General features: G+C 39.4%; 15 protein-coding genes and 3 pseudogenes. 4 read left to right on the top strand and 14 right to left on the bottom strand.

Annotated features, from left to right (window positions below; genetic code table 11):
* Positions 1 to 4: 4 nt before the first annotated feature.
* The 4 genes from G399_RS0117215 to G399_RS22120 all read right to left on the bottom strand — a co-directional run bounded on the left by G399_RS0117215 (position 5) and on the right by G399_RS22120 (position 4,997).
* Positions 5 to 1,999, bottom strand: coding sequence for a hypothetical protein (locus G399_RS0117215; protein ID WP_006009699.1), 1,995 nt, complete (start codon positions 1,997 to 1,999; stop codon positions 5 to 7).
* Between the two features lie 83 nt (positions 2,000 to 2,082).
* Positions 2,083 to 3,774: an ATP-dependent nuclease gene (locus G399_RS21005; protein ID WP_006009698.1), complete on the bottom strand. Its 1,692-nt coding sequence runs from the start codon at positions 3,772 to 3,774 to the stop codon at positions 2,083 to 2,085.
* A gap of 101 nt (positions 3,775 to 3,875) precedes the next feature.
* Entirely contained in the window at positions 3,876 to 4,472 is a 597-nt protein-coding gene (locus G399_RS0117205; protein WP_006009695.1) for a hypothetical protein, read from the bottom strand.
* A gap of 345 nt (positions 4,473 to 4,817) precedes the next feature.
* Positions 4,818 to 4,997: a hypothetical protein gene (locus G399_RS22120; RefSeq protein ID WP_006009694.1), complete on the bottom strand. Its 180-nt coding sequence runs from the start codon at positions 4,995 to 4,997 to the stop codon at positions 4,818 to 4,820.
* Between the two features lie 91 nt (positions 4,998 to 5,088).
* Here G399_RS22120 and ltrA point away from each other — a divergent pair.
* Positions 5,089 to 6,403, top strand: a pseudogene (ltrA, locus tag G399_RS21000) (group II intron reverse transcriptase/maturase).
* A 60-nt stretch (positions 6,404 to 6,463) separates the two neighbouring features.
* On the opposite strand, the gene G399_RS0117195 reads toward ltrA, so the two are convergent.
* From G399_RS0117195 to G399_RS20995, 4 genes are all read right to left on the bottom strand, one after another.
* On the bottom strand, positions 6,464 to 6,841 hold the full coding sequence (locus tag G399_RS0117195; protein WP_006009693.1) for a hypothetical protein: 378 nt from the start codon (positions 6,839 to 6,841) through the stop codon (positions 6,464 to 6,466).
* A gap of 114 nt (positions 6,842 to 6,955) precedes the next feature.
* Complete coding sequence (locus tag G399_RS0117190; protein WP_006009692.1) at positions 6,956 to 7,339, bottom strand: hypothetical protein; 384 nt, start codon at positions 7,337 to 7,339, stop codon at positions 6,956 to 6,958.
* A 69-nt stretch (positions 7,340 to 7,408) separates the two neighbouring features.
* Positions 7,409 to 8,071 carry a hypothetical protein gene (locus tag G399_RS0117185; RefSeq protein WP_006009691.1) on the bottom strand — a complete coding sequence of 221 codons (663 nt, stop codon included), beginning with the start codon at positions 8,069 to 8,071 and terminating at the stop codon, positions 7,409 to 7,411.
* A 108-nt stretch (positions 8,072 to 8,179) separates the two neighbouring features.
* Entirely contained in the window at positions 8,180 to 8,551 is a 372-nt protein-coding gene (locus tag G399_RS20995; RefSeq protein ID WP_006009690.1) for a thioredoxin domain-containing protein, read from the bottom strand.
* Positions 8,552 to 8,933: 382 nt separating this feature from the next.
* Here G399_RS20995 and G399_RS21810 point away from each other — a divergent pair, with 382 nt between their 5' ends.
* Entirely contained in the window at positions 8,934 to 9,077 is a 144-nt protein-coding gene (locus tag G399_RS21810) for a phage integrase N-terminal SAM-like domain-containing protein (RefSeq protein WP_211229869.1), read from the top strand.
* Here the strand turns inward: G399_RS21810 and G399_RS22115 are convergent.
* From G399_RS22115 to G399_RS0117165, 4 genes and pseudogenes are all read right to left on the bottom strand, one after another.
* Positions 9,053 to 9,202 (bottom strand): annotated as a pseudogene (locus G399_RS22115) (IS1595 family transposase); the annotation flags it as partial. The gene G399_RS21810 and the pseudogene G399_RS22115 sit on opposite strands and share 25 nt — an antisense overlap.
* A gap of 51 nt (positions 9,203 to 9,253) precedes the next feature.
* On the bottom strand, positions 9,254 to 9,961 hold the full coding sequence (locus G399_RS0117175; protein ID WP_006009686.1) for an IS6 family transposase: 708 nt from the start codon (positions 9,959 to 9,961) through the stop codon (positions 9,254 to 9,256).
* Between the two features lie 18 nt (positions 9,962 to 9,979).
* Entirely contained in the window at positions 9,980 to 10,408 is a 429-nt protein-coding gene (locus G399_RS0117170) for a hypothetical protein (RefSeq protein WP_006009685.1), read from the bottom strand.
* A gap of 691 nt (positions 10,409 to 11,099) precedes the next feature.
* Positions 11,100 to 11,417 (bottom strand): metalloregulator ArsR/SmtB family transcription factor, encoded by a 318-nt coding sequence (locus tag G399_RS0117165; RefSeq protein ID WP_006009682.1) that lies wholly within the window; start codon positions 11,415 to 11,417, stop codon positions 11,100 to 11,102.
* Between the two features lie 77 nt (positions 11,418 to 11,494).
* Here G399_RS0117165 and G399_RS0117160 point away from each other — a divergent pair, with 77 nt between their 5' ends.
* On the top strand, positions 11,495 to 12,451 hold the full coding sequence (locus tag G399_RS0117160) for a hypothetical protein (protein ID WP_006009681.1): 957 nt from the start codon (positions 11,495 to 11,497) through the stop codon (positions 12,449 to 12,451).
* A gap of 23 nt (positions 12,452 to 12,474) precedes the next feature.
* Complete coding sequence (locus G399_RS0117155) at positions 12,475 to 13,386, top strand: acyl-CoA desaturase (protein ID WP_006009680.1); 912 nt, start codon at positions 12,475 to 12,477, stop codon at positions 13,384 to 13,386.
* A gap of 276 nt (positions 13,387 to 13,662) precedes the next feature.
* Here the strand turns inward: G399_RS0117155 and G399_RS20990 are convergent.
* Positions 13,663 to 14,217 (bottom strand): annotated as a pseudogene (locus G399_RS20990) (IS6 family transposase); the annotation flags it as partial.
* 93 nt (positions 14,218 to 14,310) lie between these two features.
* On the bottom strand, positions 14,311 to 17,337 hold the full coding sequence (locus tag G399_RS0117145; protein ID WP_006009677.1) for a type I restriction endonuclease subunit R: 3,027 nt from the start codon (positions 17,335 to 17,337) through the stop codon (positions 14,311 to 14,313).

Genomic DNA, 17,337 nt, shown 5'->3' with positions numbered 1-17,337 from the left:
ATTATCACCTCAACTTCGAAGGAGATACAGGCTTAGTACAGTTAATAATAAGATTAGATATGTTTTTATTAGCATTTATTTTATTAAGTTGAGTTTCCAATTCACTCAAAGCGTTATACTTTCTTGGCCGATCAAACAACTCACATTTGTACCAAAGAACCAAATAAACACCATATTTACAGCGCTCACCTTTCAAATAAGCGGGCAATTGTTTAGTTAAGCCTTTCTCAATATTTTCGGCGTGAGCTAATTTTAATTCAACACATAATTTGAGTAGTTTATTTTGACTATTCGTAAATGAAATCAAGAAATCTACTTCTCCATTCGAACTTTCTACTTCACGAGAAATTTGGATTCCCATAAAATCGAAAATAGCTCTTAAATGGCTAAAGATATAAGGTTGCGTTTCTGGCTCTCGGCAAGGAATTTGATTACCATTATCATCGTTCTTCCATAAATATTTGTAGCCACCATGATTTTCGATATTGTGCTTAACAAATAGATCTACGCACCTAAAAACAAACTCTTTTAAACTTTTTTCGGTCTCAATTTTGGTTGAAAGCATTAATTCTCGAATATCAATAAATGCATCAGCCAAATTTACGCTATTAAGTCTCTCAACAAACCTAGTTAGAATCTTAGAGTAAGAATCAGGGTTTGTTATTGCGTACAACTTGTGATGTATATTCTCTCTAGTTATTTCGTCAATGTGTTGAACAAAATAGTTAGAGAACATATTTACATTTATATCTTTTTTGTCTATTTCTATATGCTTTTGCAATGCAGTTAAATTTGATAGAAGAGTTTTAACAACAAATTCTTTATGTGGGTAATAAGTACGTCCAATTAAGGCTTCCTTTTCTGAAAAGTCTATATTGTCATAGCCAGTTTCATTTAATTTAACGTCAGGGATATATAGTTCTCTAATTGCTATAAGAATATGGGTGTAATTCTTTCCTTCTTCAGGTTCAACATCACAAAAGTGGCTCCAGCCCATATTTGCTATATTCCAACTGCTCATTATTCTAAACATGGGGTCAGCCCAAAAAGCGGATATGGGGGATAATATAATTTCTAATTTATCGTCAATTTCGATTACTTGTTGATCAACTTCGGAACAAACAGATGGGATAGAAAAACGTATTAGCGTTACTATATTTTTATCTTTTGTCGTATTTGTTGATAGCGTACCATTACCAAATGAAAAGCCATGTACTTCAACACCCCCCGGTTCAGAATTCACAGTACTTTTTAAATAATCTAAATCTTCTTCCTTTATTAACTCTTCATACTCTTCTATAAAGGAATTAAGTTCAGTCCGACTTCTTAAATTATATGAAGCGTTGTGAGAAACGATAGTACTGACTAAAACGGATTTTTCAATTGATGAGTTTGCCGTGTTTAGTAACTCGCTCAAGAAATCACCTGCCTGTATGAATTGTCCCTTATAAACAAAGAATTCAACCACTTTAGAAACGTATATCGAAAAGACATTACGTATAGAGTCTTTATCTCCAAATATCTCATTACCTGAACTTGAAAGAGCTATGCGTCCAAATTTTAGCCTAGCATTTAATGCAGCTAAACCTTGCGAACTTATTGCGAACGATTTTTCTATTTGTTCTTTAAAGTTCTTATTCTCAAAATCAATTACGCATGTTTTAGATATTAAAGAAACGTTAGTTGAATCAAGAAACTTAGTTGTTGCTTTAAAATATAGTTCGAATTCATCTAAATCTGAAGAAGTTAATATAACTGGATATAAGTGATGTAATACAAAACCACAATCGTCTAGCAGGTTAACTTCTTTTCTTCCTTCTGCTGTGTCAATGCCAACTTTTATTGAATAGCGTATTTTATCTTTGGATAGTTCTTCGATTGTGTTTAAAAACGTCACAAAATATTTTAAAGCTTCTTTATTATTCTGAGGTTTATTACCTTTTTGCAAATAAGAAACATACTTTAATGATTTTTCAATTATTTTACTTTCAGCAGACAAGTGAACTCCATTCTCGACTATCGGTATAACGCCTCAAACACCGGCGCAGTTTACTGCGCCCGAGTGCTTTGACTTGTTACATTTCAACTGTTCCATGATCTAATGGCATCACAAACCAGAACCATATTTTCATTTAAATCTAATACTTCTGTTAAATTTTCTATTGTCATATGAGGGGCCAACTTCTCTGCCAGTAGAGGCTTTTTAGCATTATATTTTCCGCCTTCTCCTGTGACTATATTATCTAAATATTCGAAAAATGACTCATATCTATCGACTTGAACGGAGTCTGAAACACTCCAAAACGCATCCACAACAGTTGCTGGGATATAGTTTTCAATTTCTTTTCCCTTTGTTATCCAGCAGTGAGCTTTCATTGCTGCGAACTCATCTCTAATTCTTTGTTTCGTTTGATTTATTGGATCTTGCTGCGTTCGTTTATCGCTGTCTATAAGCATTATCGCATTTCGATTAGTGTTGAGAATAGATATACCAGATTCAACATCTTCAGGTGCTTCTGCATTAAGGTGGGACAGCAATCTCCCCCCATAAAATATTATCTGGTAATGGGTGCCTTCCTTCAGCTCTGCGTCACTCCATAAGCTAATCCACTTATTCAAATAAATTCGGTCCGACGGTCCTTCAACCCAGATAATACCGTTTGCCTGTAATAGATCACTAGCTCTAACGTCAAGGTCATCGAGAATCCCATTATTTTCGATATATGTGTTAGCCGTAGCGCAGGTCGCTACAGAATCGACATGCGTAACATGAATTATTTGGGCGTCACTTTGCTTACCAAATTGATCAATTAAAACATTCGAGTGAGTCGTTAGAAAATACAAAAACTCATGCTCTATTGCAGCGTTATAAATATAGTCATTTAGTCGCCTTAATAACGCAGGGTGAATATTATTTTCTAATTCTTCAAAACCGAATACATACTGACTTAATGGCTTCTCTTCTAGGTGAGGAACTAATATGAGGCATGCAAGAACAGACATTACAGTTTTCAATCCGCTACCTGATTGCGAAAGTGCTATGCGCCCTTTAAATTCTTCCTCTAGATATATTTCCCAATTATTGTCTTCATGCAACTGGCAAACTATGTCAGTAAATACTGCGTCGTGTGCAAATATTGAATTGAGAGCATCGAGGATAGAGGTTTCAACTAAATCACTCGGTAAGTTAGATCTGTTTATAAAGTTCTGAATTGCGTTTGTTAAGCCGCTGCCATTATTTCCTATAGTGATATTTTGTGGTTCAGCCAACTCTGGAAGGATATTTCGTTCAGCAAAAAGACGCCTAAACGTTTTACCTTCGAGAGGAATAGGCATTCTGTTTGGTAGTAATTGTGCATAATCACCGGTATTATTTAAAGGAGGATTAATCCCTTCATCATTACAATCTAATAACGCTGCGTTATTATTTCCGTTACCGCTCTTAGTCCACTTTAGGACTCTACCTACGTAGTTTTCCCCGTAGGTGCCGTGATTGCCGCCGATAACGCCACCGCTTGTATTTGAACGAAATACTTGGCTTGTAACATTCTCAGAAATTACTGCTTCAAATATTATTTGTGGACGTTGATTTTCTCTCCAAGTAGACCTTTCAACTTCATATTTTTTAGTAACGACTATTTCAATCAAGTCTAATAATGACGACTTTCCTGCATTATTTCTTCCTATGATTAAATTAACTCGGCGGATAGAGTCAAAGCCAGTTTCTTCCTTAAAACACTTATAGTTCTTCGCTCTAATTGCCAAGTCGTACATGGTTATCCTTCTATTGAAATGTAACGCCGTTGTTCAGCGGCTGTCCGGTTGAGGGCCTTTAGGCCCGGAACGCACTGCAACACATTGTTAGAAACTTCCGGCTATCCAGCCATGTGAGGAAGGAGCAGGTATTTGGCTCGTGCAGGCATCGCCAAGTCATATCGCATTGCTCGCATTTTTTGCCATTGCACGAAAGCTTCTTTACCCAAGAACTTCGAGTCAATTTTTTTCATCAACCGAACTGCTTTCGCCACAGCTACAGTCAAAGTCGCGTATGTAATTCTAATATCACCTATCTGAGGCCACTCTTCCGGCTGTTCACGATGAGCAATTTCACGATTTCTTTTTTCCTTCAGCTTGTTAGCCACTATGAATCGTCTGAACTCTTGAACCTCATCCTGCAATGTTCCTAGCTTTTCAGATGCAAAATAGAACGTAGTTTGCCCAATTTTCTGCTCCGAAAGCTCCGCCAACGTAAGCACCAGATTATTGCCGATCCGACCTCTAACTGCATTGATAAATGCGAGGCTTTCATTTTTCATATCTTCCAAAACATCATCAGTTTGCAGATGATTTGCCGAACCGATTAACTGCCTCAAAATTATCCAATTGGTGATCGCTTCACCGACTTCCCCGCGAAGGTTGCCAATCAGCACCTCGGGGTTAGTCCTTTTAAGCCTCACACGAGAGTCGGCCATAGCTACCTCCAATTTCTAACACTTTCGATAAGCGGTAGCTGGGTGCTTTTCCCAGATATCCGTCTTCATCGTTTTGTGTACGCCCAGCATGGGCATGAACTAATGAGGTGAAAGTCCTCTGTAGGAAGGTCACCGTTTGTATAACTTGATTGTTATTAAACGATAACTACTAGCGAATGGCAAGGGCTAAACCGTGAGGGATAGTCTGAAGGAAGCCGGACGCAAAACTGCGAGCTGATGAACAAGAACATCATATGAGGCGTAGGCTGGAGGCGAGTTGGCACAAGACAACGAAGCCACGTGACTTAACGGCTACCGTAAATGATGCAGCAGTGCAGGGAAAGTTCATGCTCTTATCTGGGGAGATCTGCTTAACAAGCGGTCGGTAAACCACCAGTCAGGCTCTGGTATACAAGTGCCTTGGTCTTTGAGCGTCATCAACTCAAAGGAGCGAATATGATGAAAACCGATAGCGTCAACAAGGGTAACTTTGTTGATGATTAAGCAGAAGTCAGCAGACGGCATAGTAGCCAAATGCCCATCGTAATGGTTGGGACACGGTGAAGGCCTGAACATTTAGAACAAAGGAGGAGCCTTATTGAACTTGAATACACGAATGCCGACCGGTAGTGACGTGACTCAGCGTATTGATGAGCAGCCAGCCTTTAGCGCAGATCTACTTGGACTCGCACTTCAATCAGCCAATATTATGGCTGCATGGAAACGAGTGCGAGCCAACGCAGGGGCCGCTGGCATTGATGGAATGTCCATTGATGACTTCCCCGCTTGGGCAAATGAGGGTAACTGGAAACGTATTATGTCTGAGCTTCGCTCAGGAGAATACCAACCGTCACCTGTTAGGCGTGTGGAAATTGATAAACCCGATGGCGGTAAACGTCAACTGGGCATTCCCACCGTCATCGACAGAGTTATCCAGCAAGCAATTGCTCAAGTTCTAACGCCCATCTTCGATCCAACCTGTCTCAGACAACAGTTTTGGGTTTAGGCCAAACCGAAATGGGCAACAAGCGGTGAAACAGGTTCAAGGCATCATTAAAATGGGACGCCGTTTTGCTGTAGATGTCGATCTGTCCAAGTTCTTTGACCGCGTTGACCACGATTTACTCATGACCTACCTTGGCTATAAAGTGAAGGATAAGGGATTGCTCAAATTGATTAAACGCTACTTGCGAGCTGGGGTTATCGATAACCAGCTCTATAGTGAAAGCCGAGAAGGTGTTCCTCAAGGAGGGCCATTATCGCCGCTTCTGGCGAACATCATGCTCGACCCTTTGGACAAAGAGCTTGAGAAGCGAGGCCACAAGTTTGCTCGCTACGCGGATGACTTCACCATTTTGGTAAAGTCTCCCCGTGCAGGTGAACGTGTGCTAAGTAGTATCAGCAGATTCCTGATCCAGCGCTTGAAATTGATCGTTAACTCGGTCAAAAGCCACGTCGTTAAAACCAGTGAAAGTAAATTCCTTGGATTCACATTCAAGGGAGGACGCATTCATTGGCATCCGAAGACATTGCTGAAGTTTAAGCAACAAGTTCGACGGTTAACGAACCGTAACTGGGGCGTGTCTATGCGCTACCAACTCTTTAAAATCAGCCAATATTTACGTGGCTGGATAAACTACTTTGGAATTGCTAATGGGTATCAGCGATGCGTAGATCTAGATCATTGGATCAGGCGAAGAGTGAGAATGGCCTATTGGCGACAGTGGCGAAGGCCGCGTACTAAAGTAAGAAGTCTAATGAGGTTAGGTGTGCATGTTCAGGCCGCGGTTGCTTGTGGCATCACCAGCAAAGGGCCATGGCGCAGTGCTAAAACTCCGGGGATCAATCAAGCTTTATCGCTTGATTACTTAAAATCCGAAGGGCTTTATTCATTGCGTGATGGCTGGATTGCGCTTCACCATCCTAAGTGAAACGCCCTGTGCGGAGCCGCATGCAGGGTGTTGTGGGGGCTGAGGGTTAGAAACCCTTGGCTACCCGATTATATACCTTGTTGAAAATGACCATATATCCCTATTTCCATAAAACACCCAATCTAACTGTTCAGACACAACATACAAAAAGAGTATATCTGTCGATTGTTGAAATTTATTGAAGCTCTCCCAGCCCAAAACAAAACTGGTAGATAGTCGCGTGCTTAATCCTGTTGCTTTGCTTACGCGTTCAAAAGTTTCAAACGCATAAACCGTTTGTTGAGGAACCGTATCAAAAACAGCATGGTACTCATCCTCACTTAACCAACCGACGTCATTCTTAATATTATTGGTGGTAGTCTTCCATGCCGCATCTTTGAAGGAAAGTTCTATATCTTCGCTAGTATTGATAATCTCATCTAATCTAGAAAATTTCATAGGTTCCTTGTAGGTATATAACGCTTTGCCAATGGGCAAATGCGAACGTTGTTGGGCGAAGCCCCGTGAGCATTTGTCCCAGCCGCGCTTTTTGCGGCGAATTTAGGCAACTTGTTATGTGTGAATTTCAAAGTGCAATTTGCCTCCGCCAACCGTTACTTCACCGAATTCTCCACCGAGATTGAACCCTCTTTCAGACTTTACTAATGAATCAATATTACCATAGTCGATTGAGCCATCGGGATCAGTAGAATAGCGAGTAGACTCCATTGAGGCTAGCCCAACCAAGCTTTCAATGCCGGTAAACGACAGAGTACCTTTCCGGTAGCAAGTGTATTCGTCTGGGTGTGGCTTAGTATAAAACTCTGACTCAGGCCAAATACTTATAATAAGTTCAAATGTTAGCTTCTCGGTCGATTGCTCCCAACTCAGAATAAATGAGTCGTTCAAATCAATACCTTTAAATTCTTCTAGATTACGCCAATCCATTTCTTTCACATATAACGCCCGCATAAAAGGCGGAGCGTCAGCGACGTCCAGCCCGCAGGGCGATTTTTGATGCGTTTGTTAAATGGCAACATGACTGACACACGCCCCAATTCTGTAGTTACCTAGTATTATTGGCTTTATATCAACGCTACTCTTTGGCTGCCAAATAGCTCTTAGCTCACCTTGGGGGATAAATTCCTTTTCTTTAATCATGGAGGGGTGCCTCCCCCAACTTGATCCGTCCCATAGCTCTTCGCGATCTTGGTAGATTACTTCATGTACACCATGAAATACGACGGGTGTAATAGAGTTAAGTGTTTCAGAAATAAGCTGAAAGAATGAACTTTCATTTGTGATTTTTACACAGCTATCCGAACCTTCAAATTGATTCATCGTTTCTTTTGATAGATATTTTGATACGCACAAAATAAACACATCAGGCTCATTAAATATTTTAGAAACTGATACATTGCTAATAGTAATGTTTTTACAGTTTTCGCCTAGACTGATGGCATTAAATGCGGAAAGAGAATCAACATCTTTCTTGTTGTTCCTGCTTGTGTCAGATGAATCCTTAATATGAAGGTTATCAATATGATGACTAACTTTTTTAGTCCCCTCTTTGGGATCAGCGATCCCTGCTTTGTGTTCGGTATTTCTAAAGTCATGTAATGTACCTATACGAATACCGCCCATCACAAATAGATTGTCATTGAATTTTTTGGGGGAATAACGATACATTTATTTGCCTTTTAACGCCCCATTAAGAGGCAAAAATACGTTTGCTAAAATGGTTGAGGAATGAAAACAGCAAACGTATTTTTGTCCTGCTTAAATGGCTTGTTATGTTCATTTCGGCAACAGCGCAATGGCTTGGTTAACTAAAGATGATGTTGATATTTGATATAAAGCAGAAACCAATGTGGTGATATCAGCTGCGCTTGATAAATAACTCAAAAGCCCTGATTTTTCCACCTCTGCTGTAATACTTTCCTTATCATTAGAACCACTTCCTATTGCATTTAATACTGATACTATTTTATCGGTCGGTGTATTTGCATTAAGCCCTAAACTTTCAATGAAGCTAGGCGGATCTCGAAGTTCAATTGCAACTTTACATTCAGAGATATTGTTTGCACCGATCTCAACATTTGCATCCTTTGGAGTACTAATTCCAGTACCACAATTAGTTATTGTATTTCCAGTTATCCTTACAACCATGCTTGAAACTCCTTATGAACATAACAACTTATTATGAAGACTGCATTGTAACCACTAGATATTATCATTTTAATAAGCCCTCATATTTAGTTACTTTCAGTAGCTTACCTTGTTTTTGATGATTATTTCTACCGTTTTCTGTGTGTTTACTATGCATGCATTGTAACCGCTTATGCTGTTTCAATATTTATTCATATAAAACAACAACCTAATGTTATTTGACCTATGGATCGATGTTATTACTATGCATGCATAGTAACAAAACCACCACATCTATCCCTAAGTGCACGAATTATCTGGCCTGTAGACCAATTGCCTCTTTGGTAAAATACGGTTTACTGAACATTTTCAGTAAACACACTTAATAACAACGGAGTCACAAATGGCTAATTCACCATTTTTAGAAAGTAGTCGACATGTCATGAGAACAAAGCACTATTCAATACAAACCGAGAAAACGTATCTACTATGGATAAAGCGATTCATTTTATTTTATTTAGGCTATGTTTGTATTAACTGTTGCTGAATACTAAAAATATTGTTTTTATTCATGTTTTCATCTTTGTCTAAATATCTAAACCACCCTAAATAATGGTCTAGGTATTTCGTTGCCACTTCATGAAAACGGTTTATCCATCCTTCCAAGCGGCTAGGCATTGTCAACTTATCGAATTAAGATGATAAGAACAAATTTTCAGTAGCTCATGCCAAATTCTGGACGCAACTAACCCTAGTCCATTCACTAAATGCTCGTTCACGGAGTATCCTGTAATTATCGGCTTGCATTTTATGGCGGCCAAGCCTAAACAGATTATTTACAATGCCATGACACGATAGAAATCGTTGAGCCTGCCCGTGTGATTTAAAACGCCGCATTTGTCTTTCCTGTTGTCTACTAGGCTGATGAGACAATTCACAGCGATTGTTTTCGTATTGTTGGGTTGAATGAGCAACGCTGGGCATAATTTCCCTTCTCGCAGCCGAATAACTGCGCAATTTATCGGTGACTATCTTTAATGGCGTTGCCTGCTGGCTCTTCAATAACTTTTTAAAGAACTTCATTGCGGCCTTTTTGTTTCTGCGTTTTTGAACCAAAATATCAAGCTCATCGCCATCTTGATCGACTGCTCGCCAAAGGTAATGCAAAACACCATTGATCTTAATAAATACCTCATCCAAGTACCACATATCACCGAGTTGACCGCGTTTCTTCCTGATCTGACGACAATATTGATTGCCGAACTTTATGCACCAATTTCTAACGGTCTCGTAACTTACGCTGATCCCTCTGGCGGCCAATAACTCTTCAACATCTCGAAAGCTAAGTGTAAATCGATGGTACAGCCAAACTGCATGACTGATCACCTGATGTGGGTAGCGATAACCCGCGTACATTTTAGTATTTTTCATACTCGGATTATCTCATAGTTACTGGTGTCTGCGATAACTTGACAGTACCCTTGAGCCACATGCTTGTTTTAAAATGCGAGAAAAGCTTGTTTTTCCTGATCCATTTGCACCATATATAACGGCAAGGTTTGTACTGCCAAACGAAAGAGCTGCATCTGCTTTGATTGCGTTAACACCTGAGACGCCAGAAATTTTATTGATACGTATTTCTGGGCGTTGGGCTGCCTGCGCTAAAGCTCCGGGTAGTATTCTAGAGAAACCTTCCTTTGCCCCTGACGCCTCTTTAAAGCATAGTCTTGCAAGCTCCTTAATTTCATCCTCATTAGGTATTCTCTTTGAGTCAATAAGCAAACGCGCTGCGGACTGTAACCACTTAGGACGCTCATTAATCCAAGTTTCGAAACTATCGGGTTCTTGTGAATGCTGGCTTTCTTGTATGCTATTCATTTGCTAAATCCTTGTGCAACAAATCTTGGTTTGAGAGGTGAAGCTAATTTGCCTCTAGCTTATTATACTGATCTAAAAAAAGTCGCGTTCGTTGCACGCTAGACTACCTTGTATGATTGGAAAGTCCAATGTCTGCGACTCTCAAAGCCGATCGTAACCTATTCACCGTCAATCAAGTTCGATTAAATTAGAGGGAACGTTGCAATTGCCGCAGACGGCCAGTGAAATTTATCAAAATCACTAGCGCGAATCTAAAATAGAAACATAAAAGCCACTAAGATGACAAACCAAACGCTCATATTGACGATAAATGAGCGAGGCTGATTTGCTGAATTACACACTCTTTGAACTGCAAAAACGAGTGAATTTTTTAAAACACTCTGGCGAAACATCAATCTGTTTGTCGATTTTCAAATCATCATCCTTTATGTATAGCGCTTCAATCCGTTGCCGCGTTGGCGTTCGGTAGTATTGCCTTATTAAGTTTTGCTTCAATCTATGCAGTAAATATGTACTTGATGTAGCTGAGGCATCATTAATAAAACGTGCATAATGCTTTTGAGCAACGTAATCATCGAGAGTAAACCCATGTGCAGTTCTAGAATGTGCTCTCATTGAACTAACGGATTGGGAGTCTAAGACTTTTCAGCAAAATAGGTAACGAAAAAGTCAATAAAATAAATATCTATGTTTATTCCATGTCCCTTTGTTCTTTGGCAATAGCATGACTCTCTACTTTCAAAGGTTTACCCTCGGGACAAAAGTCGACTAAAAAATCATTCATACTGGCAAACAAGTTCTCCTTCACTAAACAATAGTGAACAAACTGTCCTTTTTTTTCTGAGCTAATTAATCCTGCATTAGTCAAAATGCTCAAATGCTTAGATAAAGCAGGTTTGCTCATTTCAAATTTACCCGCTATTTCACCTGCCGTTAGACTGGCTTCAGACAAAAAGGCTAAAATTTTTCTTCGAACGGGCGAAGATAAAGCTTGAAATACATTACTCATTGATTATATATTTAACTAAATAGTTAATTAACTAATTGACGCGTGATTTATACTAACCAAAAAAGCTGGAAAACGCTATGTCTGTTTCAAGTTCGGATCCAAAAACTCGCACAATAAGTGCTCGTCGCAGAAATATTTATATACTGCTTATTATCGGGATAACGTCATTACTTATTCGGGCGCTTATTTCATATGACTTTGATCGAACTGCTTTACTGTATGTGGGTATTCCATTTCTAGTTGCACTTGCACTATTGTATGTCGTACAAAAACCGGAACAACCAAGTTTGCACAGGTACTATGGACACGTTGTAATGTGGTCATTAATCGTAATGCTGGGGACATCTGTCATTTTGTTTGAAGGCTTTGTTTGCGTAATAATGTTCATGCCTATTTATTTCGCTATTTTATTCCTGATGTACCTGTTTCAAGTGTTAGTTGAATACTTAAACCATACTAATAAAGGTAAACACTATGCACATGTACTACCCGTGATAATTCTTATGAGTGCGTTTGAAGGTGTTCTCCCTAGTGTAAGTTTTGAGCGTGAGTATTCGGTTACTAGAGAATTGCTTGTTGATGCTTCCATCCAACAAATCCAACAACAACTTGCGCAACCCATGCACCTAAACGTAGAGCGTAACTGGTTATTAAGCTTGTTTCCTATGCCAACCAATATACATGCTGGCACTTTATCTTCAGGGGATGTGCATAAAATCGACTTTACTTATCATCGCTGGTTTGTAACCAATACACATAAGGGTCATATGAAACTTGAACTGACCCAAGTTGAGCACGACTATATCCGTACTACATTTTTGGAAGACACGAGTTATATTGGTAATTACCTAAATCTTAAGGGGACAGAAATTAGCTTTAAAACTATAGAAAATGGCGGCACAAAAGTAACGCTGACAGTCCATTACCACCGATTCCTTGACCCAGCGTGGTATTTCGGTCCAGTTCAAGAATATGCAATTGGGCAAACAGCAGCGCTTTTGCTCAGTGAACTATTTGTTCCCAACAAGGCATAACAAATAAAGTTAGGAGAATACATATGTATACCAATGATCGTATCGTAATTGACGAGCTAAGCAACGCTAACGCTGGCGTTGTGGTTTTTTCAATATCCAAAGTGTTATGGGTTGGCAGCATGTTCTTGGCTGCAATGATTGGTGGATACTATACGTTTTCAATGGCCTCGTTTTTAGTGTTTGTGATAACGACTATTGTCTCTTTATGTTTAGGTCATTCATTAGGCATGCATAGACGCCTAATCCACAAAAGCTATCAATGCCCATTGTGGTTAGAATACTTGTTTGTTCATCTAGGCGTAATAGTGGGACTCGCTGGCCCTATTGGCATGATAAAAACACATGACATGCGCGACTGGGCGCAACGACAGGAAAATTGTCACGATTACTTTGGGCATCAGCAGCCCATTTGGAAAGATTTCCTTTGGCAAATATTTTGCGATATTAAACTTGAGAATTCACCTAAATTTAATATAGAACAAAGTGTCTGTAACGACCGTGTTTATAGATGGATGGAAAAATCATGGATGCTTCAACAACTGCCACTGGCAATAATTCTATTTTGGTTCGGTGGACTTGCTTGGGTAGTGTGGGGCATTGCCGTTAGAGTATCTGTGTCAGTCACCGGGCATTGGTTGATTGGCTACTTCGCACATAATCATGGCAAGCGTGATTGGCATGTAGATAGAGCTCATGTGCAAGGCTACAATGTTCCATTTGCTGCTCTACTGACCATGGGGGAAAGCTATCACAATAACCATCATGCGTTTCCTGCCTCTGCAAATATGGGTTTGGAGAAAGGACAGGTAGATGTTGGCTGGTTAGTTTTAAAAGGATTGGCTTATATTGGACTCACGTGGGATTTAACCTTGCCAGAACAGTTGCCTGCGCGAGAAGAATTAAAAAGAATAATGCCAACCTCAAAAACACTCTAAATAAAGGTTTTATCGATCTATGAGCTGTAATATTTTTTAGCAATCCAAGTAAGGCAAAGCTTTTTAACTTTCGATTGTATTTTATTCACATTTGACTTGAATAAGAGACCAGCTCTGTTGAATTGCAAAGTTTATTGACCCACGTTTGCATTGAATATTTGAGCCAAAAAACCCCTCTATAATGCTTATATCCAGAAGCTCTCATCCTTAAAAGTGGTTCAGTATTGGATGCAAAACAAAGAGGTAAATGGATCATATTGGAGTACAATTCAACACTTGTGATTTGAACCGCCGCATTTGCCGTTCTTGTTGTCTAGTCGGCTGATGAGATAACTCACAACGGTTGTTTTCGTATTGCTCGGTTGAATGACTAACGCTGGGCATAATGTCTCTTTTCGCAGCTGAATAACTGCGCAATTTATCAGTAATTATCTTTAATGGCGTTGCCTGCTGGCCCTTCAATAATTTTTTGAAGAACTTCATGGCTGCCTTTTTGTTACGACGTTTTTGAACGAGAATATCTATCTCATCGCCATCTTGGTCCACGGCACGCCAAAGGTAATGCAAAACACCATTTATCTTAATAAATACCTCATCCAAGAACCATATATCGCCCAGTTGACCGCGTTTCTTCCTGAGCTGATTGCAATATTGGCTACCAAACTTTACGCACCATTTTCTAACAGTCTCGTAACTAACGCAGATACCTCTGGCAGCCAATAGCTCTTCAACATCTCGGAAGCTAAGTGTGAATCTATGGTATAGCCAAACAGCGTGACTAATAACCTGAGATGGGTAGCGATAACCTGCGTACATTTTAGTATTTTCCATGCGCTAATTATCTCACAGATATTGGTACTTGTGATAAGTTGACAGTACCCTTATGAGGCACTCCTTCCTTATTCCATATATGTTGGCTCAATTTTACAATCCCACAGTACGCTGCATACTCTGGGTCCATGACGCTTTAAACGCTGAGTCACCAGCAAATAATTTATAAAGCTCTAGCTCATCTTTACGCCTTGCCAACATGACTTCTTTAAGCATCTTTTCAAATGCCAATTCTCGGTTATGGGGATCTGGGTTGTTTTGATATTTCATTTCAAAATCAGGATGAGTTCTCACACTTTCTGCAATATTGATGAACTTAACCTTTTGCTCCTCAGGTGTTGCACTCCACCCCTGAAACCATCGTTCATTAAAGTTTTTTATAATATCGTCTAGTGGGTCGTGTTCATCACCATCACCATGAGCACTTCGAGGATTTGGGTTCTGTGGGTCTAGTTCAGTTTCAGCGTCATCCATAGTAATACCGTAATTCAGTTTTACTCTTTGCAAGCCGTAGGAACTTAGATCTACCGAATCTAACAATGCGTCTAATGCTTCTGAATTTGGATCTTTAACGATTAATTTAGGTATCAGAAACTTAATGAACCAGAATAACTTTTCCCAATCAACAATTTCGTAAGGCATGATTGAAGCCATTTGACCGTATATTTTTACGAACTGCTTGGATTTTATTTTAAAGTCTATCTTGTCATCGTCTTCAAGCTCCAACTCAATATTGAAACGATTGGCAGCAGTATCAATAATTGGACTTAGCGTTTGTGCATCTTCATTGTCAAAGTAGCGCTTAACAAAGTCTTCAACTTCAAACCATTCGTAAACGCCTACATCATCCATAGAATCTTTTAATTCATGCAATACATTAACGTCCGTGGCTTGAGAGAGAGACGTCGATGTATAAAATGGGTCAAAAGCTGTTTTGATATCGTCTACGCTATTGAAAAAATCGAGGACAAACAGGTCTTCTGTTTTCTTACCTAATTTTGGTGCTGAGCGATTTAAGCGAGACAATGCTTGAACACACAGCACACCCGCTAGTTTTTTATCTACGTACATAGAACACAGCTTGGGCTGATCAAACCCAGTAATATATTTATTAGCGACCACTAGTAGGCGATATTCATCAGTATCAAACTTGTCTTTAGTATCATTTTCCGCAAAGCCATTAATCTCAGCTTCGGTATACTCAATTCCATCAACCTCTTTTTTACCAGAAAATGAGATGGCGACATTGAATGGGTTACCATACTCATTTAAGACACGTTTAATGGCTTTGTAATACCTAATTGCTGTAACTATATTCTGTGTAACCACCATTCCCTTGCCTTTACCACGTAGTTTCTTGGCATTCACTACCTGCGGGATAAAGTGCTCTAGCATAATCTCTGCTTTGGTATCGATCGTTTGTTGGCTAGTTTCTACATAAGCTCGTAAACGTTTTTGTGCTTTCTTGGTATCAAATTCAGGGTTGTCTTGAATCGACTTTTCTATTTCATAAAAACTTTTGTAAGTGGTGTAGTTTGCAATGACATCTAGAATAAAGCCTTCTTCAATCGCTTGTTTCATAGAGTACAAATGAAACGGTTTAAAGCTTCCATCTTCTTGTTGCTGCCCAAATTTTTCTAATGTGGCGTTTTTCGGTGTTGCAGTAAATGCCAAATAAGATGCATTGCCGCGCATCTTGCGAGAGCGCATAGCCTCTAAAACTTTATCTTGCGCGTCTTCCACTTCATCAATTTCTGCTTTACCCATTGCGCGGTTCATATTGTCATGGGCAGATCCTGATTGTGAGCTGTGCGCTTCATCGATAATTACAGCAAAACGTTTATCACTCAAATCGCCAATACCATCAATAATGAATGGGAATTTTTGAATAGTGGTAATGATGATTTTTTTACCAGTCTCTAGTGCAGACTTTAGCTCAGAAGATTTAAATGCAGGAGCAACAATATTTTTAACTTCAGAGAATTCTTTAATATTATCTCTAAGTTGTTTGTCGAGTAATCGTCTGTCAGTTACTACAATGACAGAATCAAACAATGGTTGGTCAACGCCTTTACTTCCGGGGATATTGGCGCTAACAGGGTAAGTTTCAATAAGTTGATATGCCGCCCAAGTAATAGAGTTAGACTTTCCAGAGCCTGCGGAATGCTGAATTAAATAGGTATGACCCACACCATTTGTCGCTGCATGGTTAACTAAATTGCGAACTACATTCATTTGGTGGTAACGAGGGAAAAACAATGTGCGCTTTTTTAAATCATCTTTGCTGCTGCCATCTAAACGAACAAAATGTTGAATGATATTCGCTAAGCTTATTTTGGTAAAAACCTCTTCCCATAAGTAACTCGTTTTATGACCAAACATATTGGTAGGGTTACCCTGACCATGATTGTTGCCTTTGTTGAAAGGTAAAAAGAACGTGCCTTTACCTGCCAACTTTGTAGTCATGTAAACTTCGTCAGTATCAACCGCCATATGCACCAAACAACGACCAAATTGTAATAAGGGTTGAGATACATCCCTGTCATTACGGTACTGTTTTTGACCATGATAACGGGCGTTTTGGCCAGTCCAAGGATTCTTAAGCTCTAACGTTATTAAAGGAATGCCATTGATAAATAACACCATATCAATTTCTTGTAATGGGTTAGTCTGGGAGTATCTTATTTGGCGAGTTGAGCTAAATATATTAGCCCCAAAATTTTGACTGACTTTGTCACTACTACTGGCAAGAGGTGCTGGATACATCAGGTGTAAATGAGCATCATCAACACTTAAGCCCTTTTTAAGTAAATGTAAGATCCCATGTTTTTTTATCAGCCTATCAAATCGCTCCAGTACTTTACGTTCCCAATCATTTGGATTGTTACGTCTAAGTTTTTCTAACTCTTCTTCTTGCGTATTTTCTAAAAATCGCCAGAAATACTCTGTGTCTAAAGCATAGTGCATATCAAAGTCAGAAGCATGGCCAAGCTTATAAAACTTATTACCAAAATCATGAACAGCTTCTTGAGCATCTACAACTAGCTCTTCTAAGCAAGTACCTGTTAAGGCCTTTTCAATAGCCGCTTCTAATGCTTGTTCGTTCGTTTTACTGACCAT

This window comes from Brumicola pallidula DSM 14239 = ACAM 615 (genome assembly GCF_000428905.1).
GTDB classification, from domain to species: Bacteria; Pseudomonadota; Gammaproteobacteria; order Enterobacterales; family Alteromonadaceae; genus Glaciecola; species Glaciecola pallidula.
This window is presented reverse-complemented; position numbering and strand designations above follow the sequence as displayed.

Excerpts from the sequence above, each read along its gene's own strand:
- G399_RS0117160 (WP_006009681.1), top strand. The coding sequence starts at position 11,495 with ATGTCTGTTTCAAGTTCGGATCCAAAAACTCGCACAATAAGTGCTCGT.
- G399_RS0117195 (WP_006009693.1), bottom strand. The coding sequence starts at position 6,841 with ATGAAATTTTCTAGATTAGATGAGATTATCAATACTAGCGAAGATATA.
- G399_RS21810 (WP_211229869.1), top strand. The coding sequence starts at position 8,934 with ATGGCTAATTCACCATTTTTAGAAAGTAGTCGACATGTCATGAGAACA.
- G399_RS0117185 (WP_006009691.1), bottom strand. The coding sequence starts at position 8,071 with ATGTATCGTTATTCCCCCAAAAAATTCAATGACAATCTATTTGTGATG.
- G399_RS0117205 (WP_006009695.1), bottom strand. The coding sequence starts at position 4,472 with ATGGCCGACTCTCGTGTGAGGCTTAAAAGGACTAACCCCGAGGTGCTG.
- G399_RS0117170 (WP_006009685.1), bottom strand. The coding sequence starts at position 10,408 with ATGAATAGCATACAAGAAAGCCAGCATTCACAAGAACCCGATAGTTTC.
- G399_RS0117165 (WP_006009682.1), bottom strand. The coding sequence starts at position 11,417 with ATGAGTAATGTATTTCAAGCTTTATCTTCGCCCGTTCGAAGAAAAATT.
- G399_RS0117175 (WP_006009686.1), bottom strand. The coding sequence starts at position 9,961 with ATGAAAAATACTAAAATGTACGCGGGTTATCGCTACCCACATCAGGTG.
- G399_RS22120 (WP_006009694.1), bottom strand. The coding sequence starts at position 4,997 with ATGCCGTCTGCTGACTTCTGCTTAATCATCAACAAAGTTACCCTTGTT.
- G399_RS20995 (WP_006009690.1), bottom strand. The coding sequence starts at position 8,551 with ATGGTTGTAAGGATAACTGGAAATACAATAACTAATTGTGGTACTGGA.
- G399_RS0117155 (WP_006009680.1), top strand. The coding sequence starts at position 12,475 with ATGTATACCAATGATCGTATCGTAATTGACGAGCTAAGCAACGCTAAC.
- G399_RS21005 (WP_006009698.1), bottom strand. The coding sequence starts at position 3,774 with ATGTACGACTTGGCAATTAGAGCGAAGAACTATAAGTGTTTTAAGGAA.
- G399_RS0117145 (WP_006009677.1), bottom strand. The coding sequence starts at position 17,337 with ATGGTCAGTAAAACGAACGAACAAGCATTAGAAGCGGCTATTGAAAAG.